The organism is Psychrobacter sp. PG1 (assembly GCF_014897815.1).
In the GTDB taxonomy this organism is placed as follows: Bacteria; Pseudomonadota; Gammaproteobacteria; order Pseudomonadales; family Moraxellaceae; genus Psychrobacter.
In genome coordinates this window covers 1-21,704 of sequence record NZ_JABUZG010000082.1, presented here as the reverse complement: position 1 = coordinate 21,704, position 21,704 = coordinate 1, and the positions used below count along the sequence as shown (strand labels likewise).

18 protein-coding genes are annotated in these 21,704 nt (G+C 44.5%); 14 read left to right on the top strand and 4 right to left on the bottom strand.

Going from position 1 to position 21,704, the window contains the following annotated elements; genetic code table 11:
* Positions 1-153: 153 nt before the first annotated feature.
* Positions 154-1,770, bottom strand: coding sequence for a DNA polymerase III subunit epsilon (gene dnaQ, locus INT03_RS12555; RefSeq protein WP_193009215.1), 1,617 nt, complete (start codon positions 1,768-1,770; stop codon positions 154-156).
* A gap of 425 nt (positions 1,771-2,195) precedes the next feature.
* Between dnaQ and INT03_RS12550 the strand changes: the two genes are divergently transcribed.
* Positions 2,196-2,750: a hypothetical protein gene (locus tag INT03_RS12550; RefSeq protein ID WP_193009214.1), complete on the top strand. Its 555-nt coding sequence runs from the start codon at positions 2,196-2,198 to the stop codon at positions 2,748-2,750.
* 91 nt (positions 2,751-2,841) lie between these two features.
* Positions 2,842-3,147 carry a hypothetical protein gene (locus tag INT03_RS12545; protein WP_109590789.1) on the top strand — a complete coding sequence of 102 codons (306 nt, stop codon included), beginning with the start codon at positions 2,842-2,844 and terminating at the stop codon, positions 3,145-3,147.
* Between the two features lie 123 nt (positions 3,148-3,270).
* Here the strand turns inward: INT03_RS12545 and INT03_RS12540 are convergent, their stop codons facing one another.
* On the bottom strand, positions 3,271-3,669 hold the full coding sequence (locus tag INT03_RS12540) for a YkvA family protein (protein ID WP_087813781.1): 399 nt from the start codon (positions 3,667-3,669) through the stop codon (positions 3,271-3,273).
* A gap of 254 nt (positions 3,670-3,923) precedes the next feature.
* Here INT03_RS12540 and INT03_RS12535 point away from each other — a divergent pair, with 254 nt between their 5' ends.
* On the top strand, positions 3,924-5,201 hold the full coding sequence (locus INT03_RS12535; protein ID WP_193009213.1) for an LD-carboxypeptidase: 1,278 nt from the start codon (positions 3,924-3,926) through the stop codon (positions 5,199-5,201).
* 47 nt (positions 5,202-5,248) lie between these two features.
* Here the strand turns inward: INT03_RS12535 and INT03_RS12530 are convergent, their stop codons facing one another.
* The gene (locus tag INT03_RS12530) at positions 5,249-6,271 is read right to left on the bottom strand and encodes a GlxA family transcriptional regulator (RefSeq protein WP_193009212.1); all 1,023 of its coding nucleotides are present in this window, start codon (positions 6,269-6,271) and stop codon (positions 5,249-5,251) included.
* Between the two features lie 201 nt (positions 6,272-6,472).
* Between INT03_RS12530 and INT03_RS12525 the strand changes: the two genes are divergently transcribed.
* From INT03_RS12525 to arfB, 6 genes are all read left to right on the top strand, one after another.
* Entirely contained in the window at positions 6,473-8,278 is a 1,806-nt protein-coding gene (locus INT03_RS12525) for an acyl-CoA dehydrogenase (RefSeq protein ID WP_193009211.1), read from the top strand.
* 22 nt (positions 8,279-8,300) lie between these two features.
* Entirely contained in the window at positions 8,301-9,308 is a 1,008-nt protein-coding gene (locus tag INT03_RS12520; RefSeq protein ID WP_193009210.1) for an NADP-dependent oxidoreductase, read from the top strand.
* 3 nt (positions 9,309-9,311) lie between these two features.
* Positions 9,312-10,106, top strand: a complete 795-nt coding sequence (locus tag INT03_RS12515) for an SDR family NAD(P)-dependent oxidoreductase (protein ID WP_193009209.1) — start codon at positions 9,312-9,314, stop codon at positions 10,104-10,106.
* A gap of 196 nt (positions 10,107-10,302) precedes the next feature.
* A complete protein-coding gene (locus INT03_RS12510) occupies positions 10,303-11,067 on the top strand; it encodes an SDR family oxidoreductase (protein ID WP_226950267.1) in 765 nt (254 codons plus the stop codon).
* A gap of 226 nt (positions 11,068-11,293) precedes the next feature.
* The gene (locus INT03_RS12505; protein WP_193009207.1) at positions 11,294-12,133 is read left to right on the top strand and encodes an HpcH/HpaI aldolase/citrate lyase family protein; all 840 of its coding nucleotides are present in this window, start codon (positions 11,294-11,296) and stop codon (positions 12,131-12,133) included.
* 75 nt (positions 12,134-12,208) lie between these two features.
* Positions 12,209-12,622 carry an alternative ribosome rescue aminoacyl-tRNA hydrolase ArfB gene (arfB, locus tag INT03_RS12500; RefSeq protein WP_193009206.1) on the top strand — a complete coding sequence of 138 codons (414 nt, stop codon included), beginning with the start codon at positions 12,209-12,211 and terminating at the stop codon, positions 12,620-12,622.
* 119 nt (positions 12,623-12,741) lie between these two features.
* Here arfB and INT03_RS12495 read toward each other — a convergent pair whose 3' ends face one another.
* Positions 12,742-13,941, bottom strand: a complete 1,200-nt coding sequence (locus tag INT03_RS12495; RefSeq protein ID WP_193009205.1) for a sugar transporter — start codon at positions 13,939-13,941, stop codon at positions 12,742-12,744.
* A 576-nt stretch (positions 13,942-14,517) separates the two neighbouring features.
* Between INT03_RS12495 and INT03_RS12490 the strand changes: the two genes are divergently transcribed.
* The 5 genes from INT03_RS12490 to INT03_RS12470 all read left to right on the top strand — a co-directional run.
* A complete protein-coding gene (locus INT03_RS12490) occupies positions 14,518-15,465 on the top strand; it encodes a LysR substrate-binding domain-containing protein (protein ID WP_193009204.1) in 948 nt (315 codons plus the stop codon).
* 227 nt (positions 15,466-15,692) lie between these two features.
* Positions 15,693-16,964: an aspartate aminotransferase family protein gene (locus INT03_RS12485; protein ID WP_193009203.1), complete on the top strand. Its 1,272-nt coding sequence runs from the start codon at positions 15,693-15,695 to the stop codon at positions 16,962-16,964.
* A gap of 175 nt (positions 16,965-17,139) precedes the next feature.
* The gene (locus INT03_RS12480; protein ID WP_226950272.1) at positions 17,140-18,540 is read left to right on the top strand and encodes a VOC family protein; all 1,401 of its coding nucleotides are present in this window, start codon (positions 17,140-17,142) and stop codon (positions 18,538-18,540) included.
* A gap of 170 nt (positions 18,541-18,710) precedes the next feature.
* A complete protein-coding gene (locus INT03_RS12475) occupies positions 18,711-20,201 on the top strand; it encodes an aldehyde dehydrogenase family protein (protein ID WP_193009201.1) in 1,491 nt (496 codons plus the stop codon).
* 283 nt (positions 20,202-20,484) lie between these two features.
* Positions 20,485-21,704 (top strand): Na+/H+ antiporter NhaC family protein (locus tag INT03_RS12470; RefSeq protein ID WP_193009200.1); only part of this gene is annotated, 1,220 nt, incomplete at its 3' end.

Below are 21,704 nucleotides of genomic sequence, written 5' to 3'. Positions count from 1 at the left end.
TTTCCATAATGTACTGATGAGAATGGCGATGGTTTAAATGATGATCGAAAAAGCACTTGCTGGTGATGTTTTAACGCTTAATATAACAATAATCAAGCCTATATTATACAAATGTTATTGCTCAAAGATTGATATCATCAGCTTATACGGCGACTACATATTGGCTTTTAGCTCAGGATACGCTTCTGCGAGCGCGGCATACCACTCTTGGTTGGTATTTTCATCCGTAGATGAGTCTAGCAACAAAGACGCTAAATGGGCAAAACTGGCGTGGGCTGTCTGCCCGCCATCTGTTTGCGTGTCTTCTTCGATGGCGAGTGTAACCTGCCCACCTGTCATCGCCAGATAAACTTCTGCTAAAATCTCTGAATCAAGTAAGGCGCCGTGAAAAGTACGATCTTGCTTCCCCACATTTAGGCGACGCACTAAAGCATCTAGGGTGTTTTTTTGCCCAGGATATTGCTGCTTTGCCATGACCAGCGAGTCAGTCACTTGTACGCGCTCAGCAAAGTCGTTCATACCAACTTTGGCAAACTCCATGTTTAAGAAGTTCATATCAAAGGTGGCGTTATGAGCGATGATTTCTGCGCCGTCCATAAAATCATAGAGCGACTGAGCAACTTGATCGAAGGTAGGTTTGTCGGTCAAAAATGCCTCAGAAATACCATGGATACGAATGACTTCATCATCCATGCCGCGCTGTGGATTGATATAAACGTGGAGCTTTTCACCCGTAAATTTACGCCCGATCATCTCCACGATACCGACTTCGATAATACGGTCGCCTTTTAACGGATCAAGACCTGTGGTTTCAGTATCCATAATGAGCTGGCGATCAGACTCATGACGATGGATAGGTTTGGGTAGCAGCGGTATGAAATACGGATTGGCACGGCTGGTGTCGCCGTCGAATTTTGGTGTATCAGCTTCTTCTATGCCAGTAACGCTAGCAGGCACATGATCATTTATCGTCGCATCAGTCATAGACGTTTGGGTTTCCGGCATCTCTATTTTACTCATTGGTTTGCTAGCATTATGCTGATAGCGATCGGCTTCTATTACAGCATCTTTACTCATCATATCATCGGCAGGGTTTGTATCGTTATCAGTGTCTATGACATCTTCGTCAAGCTCATCATCTGTCATATCCAGACCCAGTGGATCTAAACTTAGCCAGTCATTGTGAGCAGCATTTTGTGCTGTATTAGGCATTATTTGCCCTTTTTTTTTAGCCGTGTCTTGCGGTTCTATGCTCGATAATTCTTCACTGCTGGATGTCACGCCCAAGTTTGCCAGCTCATCCGCTTTTTCATTACCCGCATGTCCTGCGTGACCTTTTACCCAATGCCAGTCAACATCGCGCTGCTGGCATAGCTTGTCTAATTGTTGCCAAAGGTCTTGATTGGCGACGGTTTTTTTACTTGCCGTTTTCCAGCCTCTTTTTTTCCAACCCTCTATCCATTCGGTGATGCCTTTTTTGACATAGCTTGAGTCTGTCCAAATCTCGAGATTGTGCTCATGCGGACTATGGGTCAATGCTTGTATCGCGCCCATCAACTCCATGCGATTATTGGTCGTCTCTTTATCCCCGCCGTACAAATCTTGTGTACGTCCATCACTAAAAATGAGATGTGCGCCCCAGCCACCAGCGCCCGGATTGCCTTTACAGGCACCATCCGTATAGGCGACGGTGGTGTTTGATTTGGCGGCCAACGGATTCATCGCGTTACTGGTGTTGAATGGCTGCGCTGAGGTGCGATTGTCTGACATAAAAAATTATTGACCTAAAAATTGATAAAGATAGGGAGGGTTGGAGGGATTTTGCTCGCGTTGTTTTTACACCAGCGCTTCCGTTATATTTTGGGAATGAGTATAACAAATCTATCGTTGATGTGGGCAATCGTAATGCACAAAGTCGCCAAAAGCACAGATCATAATAGTAACCTTGCTATTTTCTGTTAAAATGAGCTGTGTTGCGACACAGTATCAAACGGTATTGACTACGCAGCAGAAAAAACAGCGGTTTTCAGGCGTCAATTAGTAGCGCAAATCATTCGACAGTGCCAATAGTTGATGAAAACACGCCCTAAAAAATAATGCTAATAGCAAGATTGTCGTCATCACTGTTTAAAGGTAGTTTTTTTAAAGACAATTTTTCATAAAAGTTTAATGCATGAATGCAGGATAACTCTATTATGTCCTTACGCTCAAACATTTTTTATAAAAGGCTGATGTGCTTACCAGTCGGCATAGCGGTGAGCAGCGCGCTATTTTTAAGTGCTTGCAACGATAGCAACATTCAAGCTGATACTGGAATGGTCGAAGCGGCGACAGACTTATCGGTTTTTGAAGGTTGTTACACGGTTAGTCATGACGAGCCTGCCCAAATAAAAATCAGTCAACAGGATGGCTCGTGGGTGATGCAGATGAAAGAGCCGGCAAGTGCGAAGCGCGTTTGGGATGACGCTGAGCCGCTAGAAGTGATTGAAAATAGCGAAATCCCGCAGTTTTTCTCTATTGATCCTGACAATGTCGATGCAGTGATTGGTCGTCCTGATCGCGTGCTGGTATTGGCTCATGTGAAGCCTGCCTATGCCAATATCGATCCACTCTTAGATAGTGAATACTTATCCTATATTTATCGCGGTGCCAATACCATCTATCATGTCGAGTGTGATGATGTTAATACCGATATTTTAGCCAATCCACATGCTAATATTGTGATTGATAATGTTAATGAGAGCCTTTAAGCAAGCACGGCTCATAAACATAATTTATGATCGATAGTGTTATTTTAAACAGTGTTTTGCTATAAACCATATGTCATTAGAGTTAAGCAATATGAATTTTTTTAGTTACGTGGTATTGGGCGGATTTTCTTATGCAGCTGGTTGGGCAATCAGAACCTATGTACTTGATAAGAAGCCTGAACCTAAGCAGACTTATAATTTAAAGCATCCTGCAATTTTGGCGTACTTAGGCGGTTTCTTTATTATTATGCTGATTGTTTCGTGGCTGATTGGTCGCTATGCGCTTGGGCATGCTGCTATCGATTTGCCGTTTATTATTATCAATAGCCTCGTTGCAACCTTTGTCTATTCGTTCGGTCTCAATCCAGAAAAAGCGCGTTATGATGTTCCAGATTAACTCACATAAATAATTGCTATTAATGAATAAAAAAGCCACGGCTGATACATTGATTGTCAGTCGTGGTTTTTTATAACGATTATTTTTTATAATGATCATTTCAGGATGATAGCTTGTACAAAGTTACCTGTTTTTCTTTAAGTCAGTAGCGGTTTGTTTTTTCTTCCAAGTTTGATATTTTTGCAAATCTTTTTCGACCAACTTCAAGCAAAAGGTGAGGACTAGCGCATCGTCAATATGACCGATAAAGGGTATGAAATCTGGAATGATATCGATTGGGTTGAGAGTATAGAGCAGTCCAACCACACCTGCTGAAATGGTCTTGTAAGGAATATCGCGATAGTTTCCTTGATAATAGTCTTTAATCAAGCTCATGAATAGCATCAAATCTTTGGCAAAACGCTCAAGATGGCTACTGTCTTTTAGCTTTTCTTGCAGTTTTTCTTCTTCGTTGATGAGGTACTCTAAATCAGTATCCAATATGTCCTCTTTTTTCTGTTTATCAGTCGTTTTCTCAGCCATTATTATTATCCTTATTTAACCGAAATCGGTATTCTCATACTACAACAAAGTCGCGGAATGTGCCAATAGGGCTAGGTTTTTGGTATGTCTCATGGCTATCATGGCGAAAAATTAAATAGTGGCAAGGGTTGGGCAACTATCATAGCCAAAAAAGCGTTTACAATATGCTGCTGTGTGGTTTAAGCAAGTAGACTGCAAAAATAAATATGATGCAAAAGTATATCAAAATAAAAATGATAAGGTGGCAGAGAGAGATGGTTTTCAAGAGTCAGTTATTAACAGATGATAGAAACAACAATGAGCATACAGCGATTGAAGCGGCAGCCGGCTTGAATCGTCGCCAGTTTTTACGTCGAGTAGGTCTCAGCGCAGGGGCAGGGTTATTAATAACCCAAAATATGACTCAGTCGCTGGCCTCCGATGCCATTGAGAAAAATCATAGTATGCAACTTACCAAGGATGATCTGCCAACCGCGTTATTGGATGAGCGTTCATCATCACAGCCGTCACTCACGCAAACACGCTGTATTACGCCAACGATTGAGACGCGGCTGTTTGCCAGCTCCAATGTTGGGGGTAGCGATGACCGCAATCAATTGGCATTGGAGCGTATGGCCTGTGCGGGTTTTAACGTCAATAATCCTACGATTACCAATCGGCAGTATCTGCGTTTTGCTGGTACGGATTCGCAGCGAGCGAGTGACCTGCAAAACCTCGCTACTGGTGCAATAGCTGCCCCAAAATTGTTACTCGGCGTGCGCGGCGGCTATGGTGCAATGCGCATATTACCGATGATTGATTGGTTGACGCTAGGACGTATTATGCAGGAGCGCGGCACGATACTGGCGGGCTTTAGTGATGTGACTGCTATTCAGTGTGCGCTATTGGCAGAAGGTGATATGAGTTCGCTTGCAGCACCGATGCTCTATAGTGAATTTGGAAAAACTGTCCCTGATCAAGTCAGCTGTCGACAGTTTGTTGAAGCACTAACCAATCCCAATCTGGTTATTGATATATCAGACGCGTCTTTAACCAGTCCCAATTTACCCAGTATTCTAACAAGTGCTGAGCCCAAAGCAATAACGGGCACGATTTGGGGTGGTAATCTAAGCGTGGTGTCAGCGCTGGCAGGTAGTGAGTATTTGCCGCGCATGGATGGCGGTATTGTATTCTTAGAAGACGTGGGTGAGCAACCTTATCGTATCGAGCGCATGTTATATGATTTGTATTTGGCTGGTGCGTTTAAAGGTCAGCAAGCGATTGTATTTGGGGCATTGTCAGGTGCAGGTGAGGACAGTTATGACAAGCGTTATGATGTGGCTACGGTGATTCGTCAATTGCATCAGCTGACAAGATTACCGATTTATAGCGGCATGCGTTTTGGTCATATTGGACAAAAACACAGCTTTCCACTAGGCACAAAGTGTCAAATTAGTTCCAATACAGCTGGTGGCTATCAGTTGGCATTTAGCGATTACCCAACCATCAAGGCTGATGCTATCCAAGTAGAAGGGTTATGGCAAACTGCTTAAACGTTAAACATTAAGCACTAATCTCTAACTACTATGCATTGCTATGACTAAATCGCTAACCGCGAAAACTTATCCTGATACTCTTTGGGGGTTAGCTCTGTTGCACGTTTGAATAGGCGTGTGAACGATGAAATATCATCATAGCCCACTTGTTCGGCAAGCGATTTTATGGTCACATTGCCTAACTCTAGCAGGCGTTTTGCCTGCTCAATTCTGACGGCCTGAATATACTCAATCGGGCGCATCGCGACGCAAGACTGAAAGCGTCTGTTTAACGTCCGTGGGGTGATATTGACCATGGCAGCCAACCCGCTTACCTGAATAGTCTGATAAAAATTTTCCTCAATGAATTCTTGTACTTGCTTGATTAGTTGGTCTGAATGCGGCTTATGCAAGGTCACATTGGTATAGCTGTTTTGATTGCCTCTCTTGCTATCTATAATTTGGGTTTTGGCTACTTGAGTAGAAATCTCACGTCCGCAGTAACGCTCTATCAATAACAGTCCTAAGTCATAAAAGGCGCTGCCACCTGCCGCACAAAATATATTACCGGATTGGCTGTCTGATTTGCTTTTTGAGTGAGTGACAAACTGATTTTCTTGTAAGTCAACGAGTGGAAAGTCCGCTTTGAATTTACTGGCGTAACCCCAGTGTGTGGTAGCGATTCTATTATCTAATAATCCTGCCTTTGCCAAAAAGAAAGCACCGCTACAGTTGCTGGCTATATCTGATTTGGTGTCTGCCAACCGCGTTAGATGGGGTATTAACCCTGCATTTCGGCTCAGTACCTTATCGATTGAATCACCAATCGTCGGAATCAATAGCAAGTCGCACTCGGCCACGTCCTGAATATCGCAATGCGCTTGCATGATTAAGCGGTTGCTACATCTGATATCTACGCCACCAACGCTTGCTATCTGAACGTTGAATCTTGGCTCTACTGGCTCATCTAAAAATCGTTGCCAACTGACACCCGTAAATGAGAATAAATCTAATGCGCCTGTCAATGCGCTGCCGAGCACACCATCGAATCCAATGATGATGACTTTAAAGGGTTTGAAATAAGGCATAGATGCCTATTCTCCTTTCGCGGTGCTGAGCAAAATTTAATTTTCTGACCAAAAATATCAATTTTTTATATGAATTCTCGAAATATAAACGCTATTTATGTCGTATTTGACCATAATTATGTCATAAATGACAATACGGTAAGGCGTTAAATTAGATTAATATCGATTGATAACCAAATTTAATCAGTTAACGAGAATACTATGGCAGCAGATACGCTAATCAATGACTTTGAGTTACCGTTCCAATTATATGATGTATTGGGCACTGAAAATTTAACCAAGCATGCCAAGTTTGCAGAGCATAGCCGCGAAACATTCGATGCAGTATTGGATACGGCCAATAAAATTGCGACCCAGTTATTTTTGCCGCACAACCACGTAGCAGACAAGAACGAGCCACAGTTTGATGGCAAAAAAGTCAGCATGATAAGTGATGTAAAAGTCGCTTTTGATGCATTCCGCGAGTCAGGGTTTATCGCAGGTCGCTATAGTTTTGAAGACGGCGGTATGCAGCTGCCTGAAACGGTAATGACAGCTGTGGCAGGTTATTTTATGGCCGCTAATCCTTCAACCACTGCTTATCCATTTTTGACCACTGCTGCAATTAATGTGATTTCACACTTTGCTAGTGATGAGATTAAAGCTGCCTTTATGCCGCGCATGCTGACAGGTGAATTCACTGGAACGATGGCATTGACAGAGCCACATGCAGGTTCATCACTTGCTGACATCAAAACCACTGCAGTAAAACAAGATGATGGCTCTTACCGCGTCAAAGGCAGCAAAATTTATATCTCAGGCGGCGATCACGAATTGTCTGATAATATCGTCCATTTAGTGTTGGCCAAAGTGCCAGGTGGTCCAGGTGGCGTCAAAGGTATCTCCTTATTTGCTGTGCCCAAGTATCGCTTAAACGAAGATGCATCTGTCGGCGAGCGCAACGACGTACATTTAACAGGACTCATTCATAAACTGGGCTATAGAGGCACGACGTCGACGGCATTGAGCTTCGGTGACGAAGGCGAGTGTTATGGTTATCTGATCGGTGAAGAGCATTTTGGCCTGCGCTATATGTTCAAAATGATGAACGAGGCACGCATCGCTGTTGGTTTTGGCGCATCGATGGTGGGATATCGTGGTTATCAGTACTCACTTGATTATGCCAAAGACAGAACGCAAGGCAGAATCGCTCCAAACAACAAACCTGAAGATGCGGCAACAGCTATCATTAATCATGGTGACGTAAAGCGCATGCTACTGGCGCAAAAAGCCTACTCTGAAGGCGGCATCTCATTATGCCTATACGGCTCAAACTTGATTGACCGTATCAACACTTGTGAAGACGAAACGCTAAAGAATGAGCTGACAGAATTATTAGACCTGCTCACGCCAGTACTAAAAGCATGGCCATCTGAGTATGGGCCAAAAGCCAATGATTTAGGTATCCAAGTATTGGGCGGTGCAGGCTATACGCGTGAGTATCAGGCTGAGCAGTTCTGGCGTGACAATCGTCTAAATCCTATTCATGAAGGCACGAATGGCGTGCAGGCATTGGATTTGTCATTTCGTAAGTTGTGGCAAAAAGGTGGTCTGGGTATTCAAATCCTCAAACGTGAAATCACACAAGATTTGGAAAGTATCACTACACCTGAGAGCGCCCAGCTTGCAGGTAAGCTGATGCCTTACATGGGTCACCTGCATGAAGTATTGGTGCATCTCAGCAAAGTTTTACAAACTGAAGAAGCCGTGACATTAACGGGCAACGCGCAAGCACTGATGAATATCTTTGCCTCAATTGTGCTGAGCTGGATTTGGATTCGTCAAGCGAGTAAAGCTGAACAGCTATTAAGTACCACGCAAGATGCTGAGCAACAGAATTTTTATAAAGGCAAGATACAAGCGGCCAAATACTTCATTGATTGGGAATTACCATTAGTTAAACGCGACATCGAATTATTAACCAACACCAACTCTGTTTGCACTGATATGCAAACAGAATGGTTCTAAAGACAACTCTAAGGAAAGAGACATGACAAAAATGAATAAACAATGGCGCTTAAAAGCAAGACCTGTTGGCGAGCCTAGTGCCGAGACTTGGGATTATACCGAGACAGAAATTCCGACTATCACCGATGGTCAGTTACTGATTAAAGTTGAATACATCTCTATCGATCCGGCGATGCGTGGCTGGCTCAACGATGCCAAATCTTATATCGCACCAGTACAGATTGGTGATGTCATGCGCGCCGGTACTGTGGGCGAAGTGATAGAAAGCAAGCATAAGAAGTTTGCCGTTGGTGACTATGTAGCAGGTCATGATGGCGTGCAGTCTTATGCCGTCAGTGATGGTGCTAATCTGTATAAAGTTGATCCAAAACTGGCACCATTGTCTTATTACTTGGGCGTACTCGGTATGCCGGGTATGACAGGGTATTTCGGTCTGTTAAAAACAGGTCAGCCAAAAGCCGGCGAGACCGTGGTTGTCTCTGGCGCTGCTGGTGCCGTTGGTAGCTTGGTTGGTCAAATTGCCAAGATCAAAGGCTGCCGCGTCGTTGGTATTGCAGGCGGTGCTGAGAAATGCAAATTCTTAGTCGATGAGCTGGGCTTTGATGCCGCTGTAGATTATAAAAATGAAGATGTCAAAAAAGGCTTAAAGCAAGCTTGTCAAAATGGGGTTGATGTATTCTTTGACAACGTAGGCGGCGATATTTTAAATGACGTGCTCACACAAATAAATCTGCATGCGCGTATCGTTATTTGCGGAGCTATTAGTCAATATAACAACACCACAGAAGTCAAAGGCCCATCGAACTATTTATCATTATTGGTCAATCGTGCTCGTATGGAAGGCATTGTGGTATTTGATAATATCAAAGAATATCCAGTCGCCATGAAAGATATCGCTGGCTGGATTCAGTCAGGTGAGATGAAAGTGAAAGATCATATTGTTGAGGGCATCGAGACGTTCCCTGATACTTTGATGATGCTCTTCAAAGGTGAAAACTTCGGCAAACTGGTACTTAAGGTAGAGGGATAGATCATGACACTGAATACAAACGGAATTGCATCAGATGTAGCTAGTAATGTGGCTGGTAAACGAATTTTAATCACGGGCGGCGCCTCTGGCATCGGTGCGGCTAGCGCGCTATTACTGGCAAGTCGCGGTGCGAAAGTCGTCATAGGCGATTTAGCAGAAGAGATGGGTGCTGCGGTTGCTAAGCAAGGTCAAGACGCTGGCAACAGTATCGTCTTCAAAAAAGTAGACGTGACCAGTGGTGATGAAGTACGTGCTTTGTTTGACTTCGCAGTAGAGACGCTTGGCGGCCTTGATGTGGTGATAAATAATGCGGGTATCGACCATAAACCGGCACCGATGCATGAGCTAAGCGATGATGATTTTGATCGTAATATCGCCGTTAATCTAAAAGGCGTCTGGCATTGTATGCGCGCTGCTGTTACTTGTATGGCGCCCAATGGCGGCGGTCATGTGATTAATGTAGCCTCCATTGCTGGTTTGCGTTCAGCACCACTGCTGACAGCTTATAGCGCTGCCAAGCATGGCGTCATGGGGCTGACCAAATCTGCTGCTCATGAATATGCCCGTGTCAATATTCGCTTTAATGCAGTATGTCCAAGTTTTATTGATACGCCAATGGTACGAAATACCATGGCAAATATGAACGAGCGTGCCCAGCAAGCAACCATCAAAGCCAGCCCAATGCGGCGTTTGGGAGACGTTAACGAAGTGTCAGGCGCGATTGCTTGGCTGGCTAGTGATGAAAGCAGTTTTATGAACGGTCATGCCTTTACCTTAGATGGTGGTATGCTAGCGTAACTGCGACTGTTGAGCGCTCATTATTAACTCGTTAGTGCTCGATAATCGCTGTTAGACATGACAGCGATTATCTGCGTTTAGTTATCCAATTTTAGACGCCTGTTTTAGATACATGTTCTAGATACATGTTCTAGATACATGAATTCAGCGCTCAAGAATGATAGAAAATATAAAGTTGATAAAAATATAAGGAATCATGATGAAAGATTTATTTGATTTAACCGGTAAGGTCGCTTTGGTTACTGGCGCAAGCCGCGGTATTGGCGAATCTATTGCTCGTTTATTGGCATCAAGAGGCGCGCACGTGATTGTCTCTAGCCGCAAAATCGATGCTTGCCAAGCAGTGGCTGATAGCATCAAAGCTGACGGTCATAAAGCCAGTGCCTTTGCTTGTCATGTGGGAGACATGGAGCAGATTGCAGCAATTTTTGAGCATATCAAAAGCGAGTTTGGTCAAATCGATATCTTGGTCAATAACGCCGCAGCCAACCCATACTACGGCCATATCTTAGATACGGATTTAGCCGCTTTCGATAAGACGGTTGAGGTAAACATTCGTGGTTACTTCTTTATGTCGACGGCAGCTGGCAAAATGATGCGCGAGCAGGGCGGCGGCGTGATTTTAAATACCGCATCGGTCAATGGCTTGGTTGCAGGCGACAAGCAAGGTATCTACTCGATCACCAAAGCGGCGGTCATTAGTATGACTAAAGCTTTCGCCAAAGAGTGTGGCCCACTTAATATCCGCGTCAATGCTTTACTGCCAGGTCTAACTGATACCAAGTTTGCCTCGGCCTTAACCACCAATGATAAAGTGTTAAAAATGGCGCTACATGCTATTCCACTAGGACGTGTTGCGAATCCTGATGAGATGGCTGGCACGGTATTATATCTGGTGTCTGATGCCTCAAGTTATACTACGGGGGCGACTATCGTTGTCGATGGTGGTATGTTGGCTTAGGTAGCCAGCCAGTCAGAAGACTTATAATACAAGTTCAAGAACAATTTACTATGAAGAGCTGCATGAGATTTATTTCCATGCGGTTTTTTTTGATTTTATTTTTGATCGAGTGTCTAAATTTTCTTAGTGTCATTGCATTGATAGATTATTAATTTAAAGTAAAAATAGGCTGTGCAATGGCATAATAAAGGTATTAACAGCTACTTGAATAATATGGGAGTTACGCATGGATTCAGTGACCAATCATAAAATAAATATAATCTCTAAAAATAAAACATGGCTATTCGTGCCAGCGACTCGCATCGACAGAGTAGCGAAAGCCTTTGCTAGTGGCGCAGATGCGGTCATTGTCGATTTAGAAGATGCCGTTGCACCAGAAGATAAAGCAGACGCCCGCAAAGCATTGCAACAATATCATGACAGTGCAAGTTATCAGCCGATTTGGCTACGTATTAATAGAGCAGGCAGTGAGGCATTTATAAAAGATATCGCGCTTTGCCAGCAGATGCCTAATCTTGCAGGAATCGTACTGGCCAAGGCTGAACAAGCATCAGATGTTGATCAAGCCTATCAAGGTACTGGCTTACCTATTATTGCACTCATAGAAAGTGCGGTTGGGTTGTATAACATTGATGCGATGGCTAAAGTGTCAGGCTTGGTCGGATTCAGTTATGGTTTTCTAGATTTGTGCAATGATTTGCGGGTACAAGTAGGTACGCCTGCTGCGGATGTCATCGCCAATCAAATCCGCTATCAGTTGGTGTTGACCTCTAAAGTACATGAGCTAGCAGCGCCCATAGATACCGTTTATCCTGATTTCAATGATGAAGTAGGGCTAAATGCCCGAGTGCAACTATGGTCACAAATGGGTATGTTAGGAATGCTGTGTATTCATCCCAAACAAGTGGCTGTTGTGCAGCACGCCCTTAAGCCGACAGAGAGTGAGCTATCATTTGCTAAGCGTGTGGTCGAAGAATATGAGCGAAGCGGGCAGGCAGTGTTTGAGATAGATGGTCAAATGGTAGACGCGCCAGTGATTGAGCGTAGTCTTCAGCTATTAGATTAGTTATTGACGAAGTAGCAGGGAAGCAAATAATGGTTTATTATTCATCATACTTATTTATGATTTAAAAAGAGCTCTATGATTTTTATTAGTAATACCATTAGCCTGAATGACAGTGAAGTAGATATTAGCGCCATACGCGCGCAAGGGGCAGGCGGGCAAAACGTCAATAAAGTCTCGTCTGCGATTCATTTGCGTTTTGATATCCATGCCTCAAGCCTGAGTGATGTGCATAAGCAGCGTTTATTAGACAGTAAAGACAGCCGAATCACCAAAGAAGGCGTGTTTGTGCTCAAAGCGCAGCAGTTTCGTACGCAAGAGCGCAATAAGATAGATGCCTTTGAGCGGCTGCAAAGCTTTATTATAAAAGCCACTTATGTCAATCAAACCAGAAAGCCAACTAAACCTAGCAGAAATGCTAAGCGCAAACGGGTGGATCAAAAGACCCAGCGCGGTAAAACAAAAGTGTTGCGCGGTAAGGTGGATTTCTAATGGGTGGCTTATTTCCTATTTTTAAATGAACGAGAAAGCCAGATGCCAGCCCATTTAAGAGGCTGGCATTTTTTATAGTCTTATTTACTATTAGGTCTTTAGCTATCCAAGTCTTTTGCTTAACCAAGTCTTCTACTTAACTCGGGAAAGCGCTTTATCATAAATAACATCAAGAGCAGTGCCACACTGGCGATAGCCGCGCCAACATAGCCCACACTCGATATGGAAATATGCGTCACTGCATAACCACCAAACAGCGCACCGGCGCCAATGCCTAAGTTAATAATCCCTGAGAACATTGACATCAGCATGTCTTGGGCTGTGACATCAACCATGATGACTTTGGCTTGCATAGAGATAATCAGCAGCATCAGCGCGGCGCCCCACAGTAATGCAATGAAACTTAGTGCCCAGATAGAGGTCACGGCAAACAATAGCACCAGCATAGATAGCAGCATTAATATGATCGATATCAGCATCAATCTGGTATTAAAACGATCGCCCCAGCGGCTGAATATCACACTGCCCGCAATTCCTGCCACCCCAAACAATAGCAAGACAACAGTTGCGGCGTTTTCACTGATAGCGCCGACTTGACGCATAAAAGGTTCGATATAAGAATAAGCGGTATAGTGGGCGGTAAAGACCAGTAAAATGAGTAGATACAAACAGACCAATAAGGGGTTTCTAAGCAATTCTGGAATCTTTCTAAACGAGCCTTCAAACATACTTGGTAGCGTTGGCAATAGCCTTGCTTGTAGAATAAATACGATGAAAGCAATCACGCCAATACCACCAAATGTTGCCCGCCAGCCAAACCATTGACCGACCAAGCGCCCTAATGGCACGCCAAGTACCATCGCCAATGAAGTGCCGGTCGCAAGCACACTAAGTGCCAGTGCTTTTTTGCCTTCTGGTGCTACGCGTATCGCAATCGCCGCGGTGATTGACCAAAATATCGCGTGTGATAGCGCAATACCCACTCGGCTAATCAGCAATACATCAAAGCTCCAAGCAAATACTGACAACACATGGCTGGCAATAAAAACCACAAACAAGCCCAAGAGTAAGCTTTTACGCTCAAAACGGCTGGTAAGTAGCATCAATGGCAATGACATCGCCGCGACAATCCACGCATACAGCGTCAACATCCAGCCAGTTTCTGCTGTAGTGATGGAAAAATCTTGGGCAATGTCACTTAATAGGGCAACGGGGACAAATTCGGTGGTATTCATAATAAAGGCGCTGACGCCCATTAAGAATACTTGGAAATACTGAGTTCGGCGAGCATTTGCGCTCACCTCAAGGTTATGTTTCATATGATCCAATACAAATAAAGAAGGCGCTAATAGTGCAAATTAGCTGAAAAATAATTCATGAGTTTAAGAATAACGGCGGCATAGGTCGTAATGATGAAAAAGAGGAGGGCAAGATAGCAAATCGGTTGCGGTATGTCAGAGCCTATCATCAGACCTTGCTATTTTATCAGGAATCGACGGTGTTTTTTGTAGGAGAGTCTTTAAAATTAGCAACCGAATAATTGGTTGAATGGTTAAGTAAATCCGATAATGACATCAGTGTCAGTTACACAGTGATTATAGTGAGGTATCGCTATTTACGCTTGAATATAGGTATGATGACGCCATAGGCTAGGAATGCCTGATAACGTGATTTTAAATAATCATTGATATTTTACTAGGGCGTGTCTTCATTTCAAAAATGGCGATAAAAATGAGATAAATTGCCGTCAAACAAGAAAAATAGCGTAGATAATATCGAGATATTAACAAGCTATTTGACGATGTTTGGCAAGATTTAGCCATTTTTAACCCATTTAGATGACTATCGAGTGAATTAAGGACACGCCCTAATATGGGATAAAAGAAAAACAATCTATGAAAACAGACACCAATAAACCATTAGCCTTTAGACGATATCCTTCAACGACGGCGCTGCAATGTTTTGAGACCGCTGCTCGTCATTTGAGTTTTACCAATGCCGCGCAAGAGATGCACATGACCCAAAGCGCCATAAGTAAGCAAGTGGCGCAGTTGGAGGAGATGCTAAACCTGTCTTTGTTTTATAGGACGCCGCACCGGATTTCATTGACCCCTGCTGGCAAGTCATATTATCTTGAAGTATTAGAGATTTTAAAACATATTGAGGTGGCGACCACCAATTTGATGTCGCATAGCAGTAATACTGAGCTGCTAAAAATCGTCTCGCATCCGACATTTTGTGCCCGTTGGTTGATTCCAGCACTCAGTGGCTTTTGTCAAGAATATTCCCTTATTAACTTGGATATTAAAGAGCTGGTGGGGCCGTTTTTTTCTGAAGACCAAAATGTTGATATTGCTTTTTTATATGGCGATGGCATGTGGGGCAATATGGAGGCCATAAAATTGTTCGATGAATATTGCGTTGCGGTCTGTCAGCCGCAGTATTTGCGAGATAAAACACTGAGTACTGATTGTTTGGATGACTATGTGTTATTGCAAATAAGTTCACGCTTAAGTGCGTGGTATGAGTACTTTAAGCAACAAGATATCAGCGTTGATGGCACCTTTGTAGGTCCACGTTTTGAGACTTTTCATGCCTGCATTTCTGCCGCCTTACTGGGTTATGGCATTGCTTTGGTGCCGTTACGTTTGGTCGAGCCTGAGCTACAATCAGGCGCTTTAGTGATGGCGTGGGATTATGCGGCAAAGGGTCGCGGCAGCTATTATGTGACTTATCCTGTTTCTTCGGGACAATCGCATAAGGTAAAAGCAGTTTTAGAATGGATTACGGATTATTTAACAATCTCAGATCAGCGTGAAAAAGCGTTAGGGCTTGCTTTATAATTTATATTTTATTATTTTATTCTACAAAGTTATCTGCCGTAAGAATTTAACAAGCTAAACAAAAAAACTGCCTTGATACGCAGTTTTTTTGTTTTTAAAGGATTCGTTTAGGGAGCTAATTTACTGGTAATGACAAAAAGGAATGCCACCACAACTATTATTCGTTTGCTGCCGGAATGATGTTTTGTTGAAATGAGTCTAACTCAAGGAAGAGATAGAGATTCATCATGGACAAGCTTTATAACGTGACCGATGCCTTTACGATGGTGCATCCGCTCACGCTCGTCAAAGGCAAAAACGCCAGAGTTTGGGACGACAATGACCAAAGCTATATCGATTTTGTCGGCGGAATTGGTGTTTTAAACTTTGGTCACTGCCACCCTCACATCGTTGACGCCATCATCCAGCAAGCCCAGGCGCTGATTCACTATGCCTACAATGCGGCAGCGCATCAGCCGTATCAAAGCTTTATGCCGCGATTGTGTGAGCTTGTGCCTATTAGCGGCGAGCTGGCAGGGATGCTCACCAACTGCGGCGCAGAAGCAACCGAAAACGCCATCAAGATAGCACGCCTTAAAACGGGTCGCACTGGGGTTATCGCTTTTGATGGTGGATTTCATGGGCGCACATTGGCTGCTGTCAATCTAAACGGTAAAGTTGCGCCTTATAAGCGCGGGCTCGGACCCTTGGCAGGTAGCGTTTATCACATTCCTTTTCCTAGCCCAGATAACGACGTGAGCGATCAGCAAGCGATTGACGCGCTCCAGCGTTTATTTATGGTAGAAACCGATATCGACAATATCGGTGCCATCATCGTCGAACCTGTACAAGGGGAAGGCGGTTTTCAATTGATGTCGCCCACCTTTGCGCAGTATCTGCGCCAGTTTTGTGATGAGCATGGCATGTTACTTATCATGGACGAAATCCAATCTGGCTACGGCCGTACTGGTACACCGTTTGCTTTTACCCATTTAGAAGTTGAGCCTGATCTTATTTTACTTGGCAAGAGTATCGCGGGCGGCTTGCCATTAGGTGCAGTCATCGGCAAGGCTAGTGTGGTCAATGGTTTGCCTAAAGGCAGTTTGGGCGGTACTTATTCTGGTAACCCAGTTGCTTGCGCCGCTGCCAATGCCACGCTCGATATCATGCAAGCTAATGACGTTTGGCAGTCAGCCAAGCATTATGCCCAGACGATTGAGACGACCATCAGCCAATGGCAGCAAGAAGGTATCTCGCCTTGGTTATTTGGTCTTACGGGTATCGGTGCGATGCGCGGTATTGAGCTGCGTCATCCTGAGCATGATGTGCATCTGAGTGTGATGGCGCAAGTATTAACCAAAGCACGTGAGCGTGGTCTATTGCTTATGCCAAGTGGCCAATATCGCCATATCATTCGGTTATTGCCGCCACTAACCATAGAACCTGACACCCTAAAAGAAGGGCTAGATATTCTAAAAGAGGTGCTCATCGCGCTTCCTGATGGATTGCCTGCCGCTTAATGTTTAGGAGTGCTTAGGATAGATAGCGCATCGTCATAAGCAAATGCTCAAAACCAAATATCGATTACTTAAAAATTTCTTAACCCTATTACAAGGATGTTTATTTGTGAACAATACTAGCGTCAGTCCAGATAAGGATTTTATCTGCAGCGATGATATCCGTCATCATTTTTCTATGGCGATGTCAGCCATGTATCAGAACGAGGTGCCGCTATACGGAGACTTGGTTGATTTGGTCAGTGATGTGAATGCCGAGGTATTAACCACACATCCCGATATTAAATCACAACTGCTGCATACGGGAGAGATTGAGCGTCTAAGCATGGAGCGGCACGGGGCGATTCGACTGGGTACCGCAGCAGAGCTGAGCATGATGCGTAGACTTTTTGCCGTGATGGGTATGCACCCTGTCGGCTACTACGATTTAGCGCCTGCTGGCGTGCCGGTACATTCAACAGCTTTTCGCGCACTTGACTCGCATTCATTGCATAAAAGCCCCTTTCGCGTCTTTACCTCGTTATTGCGTTTAGATTTGATTGCCGATGAAAATTTACAACAAGAAGCCACGGCCACACTGGCGCAGCGTCAGATATTCACTGCTGGCGTTATTGAGCTCATTGAGATTTTTGAGGCGCAAGGTGGCTTGACTACTGAGCAAGCAGAGCAATTTGTCCAAGAAGCGCTAGAGACATTTCGTTGGCATGATAAAACGCCGGTGGCAAAAGCGCTCTATCAGCGTCTATTAAATCAGCATCCGCTGGTCGCTGATGTGGTTGGCTTTAAGGGTCCGCATATCAATCATTTAACGCCTAGAACCTTGGATATTGATGCCGTACAACAAGGCATGCAAGCCCGCGGCATACCCTCAAAAGCCATCATCGAAGGGCCACCGCGTAGAGCGTGTCCTATCTTATTAAGGCAAACCAGTTTTAAGGCGCTACAAGAAGCGGTTGGCTTTAAAGTTGCTAATAATTCAGACGCTAGCCATGAAGAGTACGAGCAAGGGCATCATACCGCGCGCTTTGGAGAGATTGAGCAACGCGGTGTGGCGTTAACGCAAAAGGGCCGCGTGCTTTATGATGAATTATTGGCCGCAGCTCGCCGCCAGCTTGGTGCTACCCCAAATGAGGACAATGCGGCTCAATACAATCAAATTTTAGCCGAAGTATTTACCGCTTTTCCTGATGATTATCAAACTCTACACGAAGAGGAGCTAGCGTATTTTTATTACCAGTTGACGGATAGCACCCTTGATTCTGAGGACGGTCAAGCGTTGTTAGCCGCGATCTTAACACGCGATGATTTGAATAAACTGCCTAATGCGAAGCTGACTGCTCTGATTAATGACGAGGTGCTTCGCATTGAACCCATCGTTTATGAGGATTTTTTGCCCGTCAGTGCCGCCGGTATCTTTCAATCAAATCTGCAAGAGGCGCAGCCAAGCCAATATGACGGTTACTCAAGCCAACAAAATTTTGAGCGTGATTTGGGGGCAGCCATTTATGATGAAATGGCATTGTATGAAGCGATGCAGGCGCAAAGCCTTGAGCAGTGCCTGTCTAGTGTCAGTGTTTAGTAAGATTTAGGCTAAAAATAGCCAGCTTATAGCCGACTTATTAGCACGTCATTCCAAAAAGGAATGCCTGCAAGAAATTTATTATTTTGCAACTTAGTAGGTAGCAGGGTAATTTTATAAGTCAGTCAAGGACGTAGTAAACCATTATACCAATATGCAAGGGATTGATTATGATTAAGCAATATATGTCTGCAATGGGCGTAGAAGAAGCACACTATCAAAATGGCGACTTTGAAGTCACCACCCCAATTGATGGCTCAGTCATCGGTAAAGTCACGTTAGATACAGTGGCTGACGTCGATACTAAAATTCAAAACGCCAAACAAGCCTTTCAAGAATGGCGTGTCGTTCCTGCCCCTAAACGTGGTGAGTTGATTCGTCTGTTGGGTGAAGTCCTGCGTGAGCACAAAGAAGACCTAGGTATCTTAGTATCATTAGAAGCCGGAAAAATTAAAGAAGAAGGCCTTGGCGAAGTCCAAGAAATGATTGATATCTGTGACTTTGCCGTGGGCGTATCACGTCAGCTTTATGGTCTAACCATCGCCTCAGAACGCCCGGGTCACCACATGCGTGAGACATGGCATCCACTTGGTGTCATCGGCGTCATCTCTGCCTTTAACTTCCCAGTCGCCGTTTGGTCTTGGAATACGGCACTGGCCATCGTCTGTGGCAACCCTGTCATCTGGAAACCTTCAGAAAAAACCCCGCTCGTCGCCTTAGCTTGCCAAGCGTTATTTGAAAAAGCCTTGGCAAAATTTGGTGAAGCACCAGCACATTTATCGCAAATCATATTGGGCAAAACCGATATCGGTAATGCGCTGGTTGAAAATAAAGACATCGCTTTAGTCAGTGCCACCGGCAGTACGCGCATGGGCCGAGAAGTAGGACCCAAAGTCGCTGAGCGTTTTGGTAAATGCTTGCTTGAGCTTGGCGGTAATAACGCCATGATTTTGGCACCCACCGCCGATTTGGATTTGGCGCTACGTGGCATTCTATTCTCAGCAGTAGGAACGGCAGGTCAGCGCTGCACCACCTTACGCCGTCTGTTCGTTCATGAGTCGGTCAAAGACGATATCTTACCGCGCGTTAAGTCTGCTTACGAGACGGTGAGCATCGGTCATCCGCTTGAAGGTAATTTGGTCGGTCCACTGATTGATGAAGACAGCTTTAATAACATGCAAGCGGCGTTAGAAAAGGCTCGCAATACTGGCGGTAAAGTCACAGGCGGCGACCGAGTTCTGATGGATAAATTCCCCGATGCTTATTATGTGATTCCGGCGATTGTTGAGCTTGATGAGCAAAATGACGTGGCACGTAGTGAGACGTTTGCGCCGATTTTATACGTCATGCCTTATAAAGAATTTGACGATGCGCTAGCGATGCAAAACGATGTGCCACAAGGGCTGTCATCTTGTATCTTTACCAATGACTTACGTGAAGCTGAAACTTTCCTCAGCGACCGCGGCAGTGATTGCGGTATCGCCAACGTCAACATCGGCACCAGTGGCGCTGAGATTGGCGGCGCATTTGGCGGCGAAAAAGAAACCGGCGGTGGTCGTGAATCAGGTTCAGACGCATGGAAAGCTTATATGCGCCGTCAGACCAATACAGTCAACTATTCAACCGAGCTACCACTAGCGCAAGGCATCAACTTTGGCTAATAACAATATGACGTGACGTGATGCTTGTTAAGTAGGCTCAGCGCTTATTTAGCAAGCCAATTATTCGCTATTTTGGTCGCCAATTATTAAGTATTTATTGTTTTAGTATGAAAGCCTGCGGAAGTGATGAATAACTATTCATGATTTCAAAACAGGCTTTTTACACCCTTTGCCGTAACCTTTTCGCACTTTTTTCAGCATTATCAGCAGCCATGGATTGGTTGTTTCTACTACTGTTATATCTATGACAGCAGTATCCACTACTAAGGAAGGTAGGTGTCTTATGATGGATGATAAACCTTATGACGAAGCTAAAGATGGCTACGGTCCGTCTTCTAGTTTTTTATTAGATATTGCACCTCTGGTGTTGACTGCCATTATTCTGATGGTGCAGTTTTTCGTATTCAAAGATTTTACCCCTCACATTCCCTTAGCTTGCGGTATTTTAATCACTGGCTTGTTTATGAAGCTGCGTGGCCGTGACTGGGATGGCATGGAACAACGCTTTTTAAAGGTTGTCAAAATTGGTCTACCGGCCATGATTATCTTGATGGGCGTTGGTATGCTCATCGGCGCTTGGATTATCGCTGGTACGGTTCCCACGATTTTATACTATGGTTTTAGCGTTTTCTCTCCTTCATCATTCCTAGTCTCTGTCTGTATCATCTGTGCCATTATTTCTGTCGCTACAGGCACTTCGTGGGGCACGGTTGGTACGGTCGGTCTTGCCATGATGGGTATTGGGCTAGGATTGGGTATTCCGCCGTCACTAACGGGCGGTGCTATTGTTTCTGGCGCTTTTTTCGGTGACAAAATGTCTCCATTATCTGACACCACCAACTTAACGCCAGCAGCGGCTGGTGTTGATCTTTGGGAGCACATCCGCGGTATGTTGCCCACCACGGTACCTGCCATGGTAACTGCATTGATTATCTATGCGTGGATTGGTATGGGTTACGGCGCAGAAAATGTCGATTTAACCTCAATTAAAGAAATTCAAACTTCGCTAGCGGCCAATTATAACCTCAGTATTATTACGTTATTACCGGCTGTTGTCGTTGTCATCGCAGCGGTAATGAAAATGCCTGCTATTCCAACGGTATTATCAGGTGTGGTGGTTGCAGGATTGGTTGCGTTTTTTATGCAAGGCGTGGGTGTGCATGACATTTTTACGGTCTTACAAAATGGCTTTGTCAGTGAAACGGGCTTTGCTGTCGTGGATCAACTGCTGTCTAAAGGCGGCATTATGTCAATGACGTGGGTCGTGACTTTGACCATCTTTGCTTTAGCATTCGTCGGCTCAATTGAGCATTACGGTACGCTAAAAGCCATCATGGCAAAAATTAATAAGATGGTGAAATCGAGATTTGGTTTAGTAATGACCACTTATGCCAGCACGCTTGGTGTCGGTACGCTCATCGGTGACGTCTATACCACACTGGTATTGCCAGGCCGTTTATTAAAAGCTTGGATTCAACATCGAAGTGCAACGCACCCGAATCT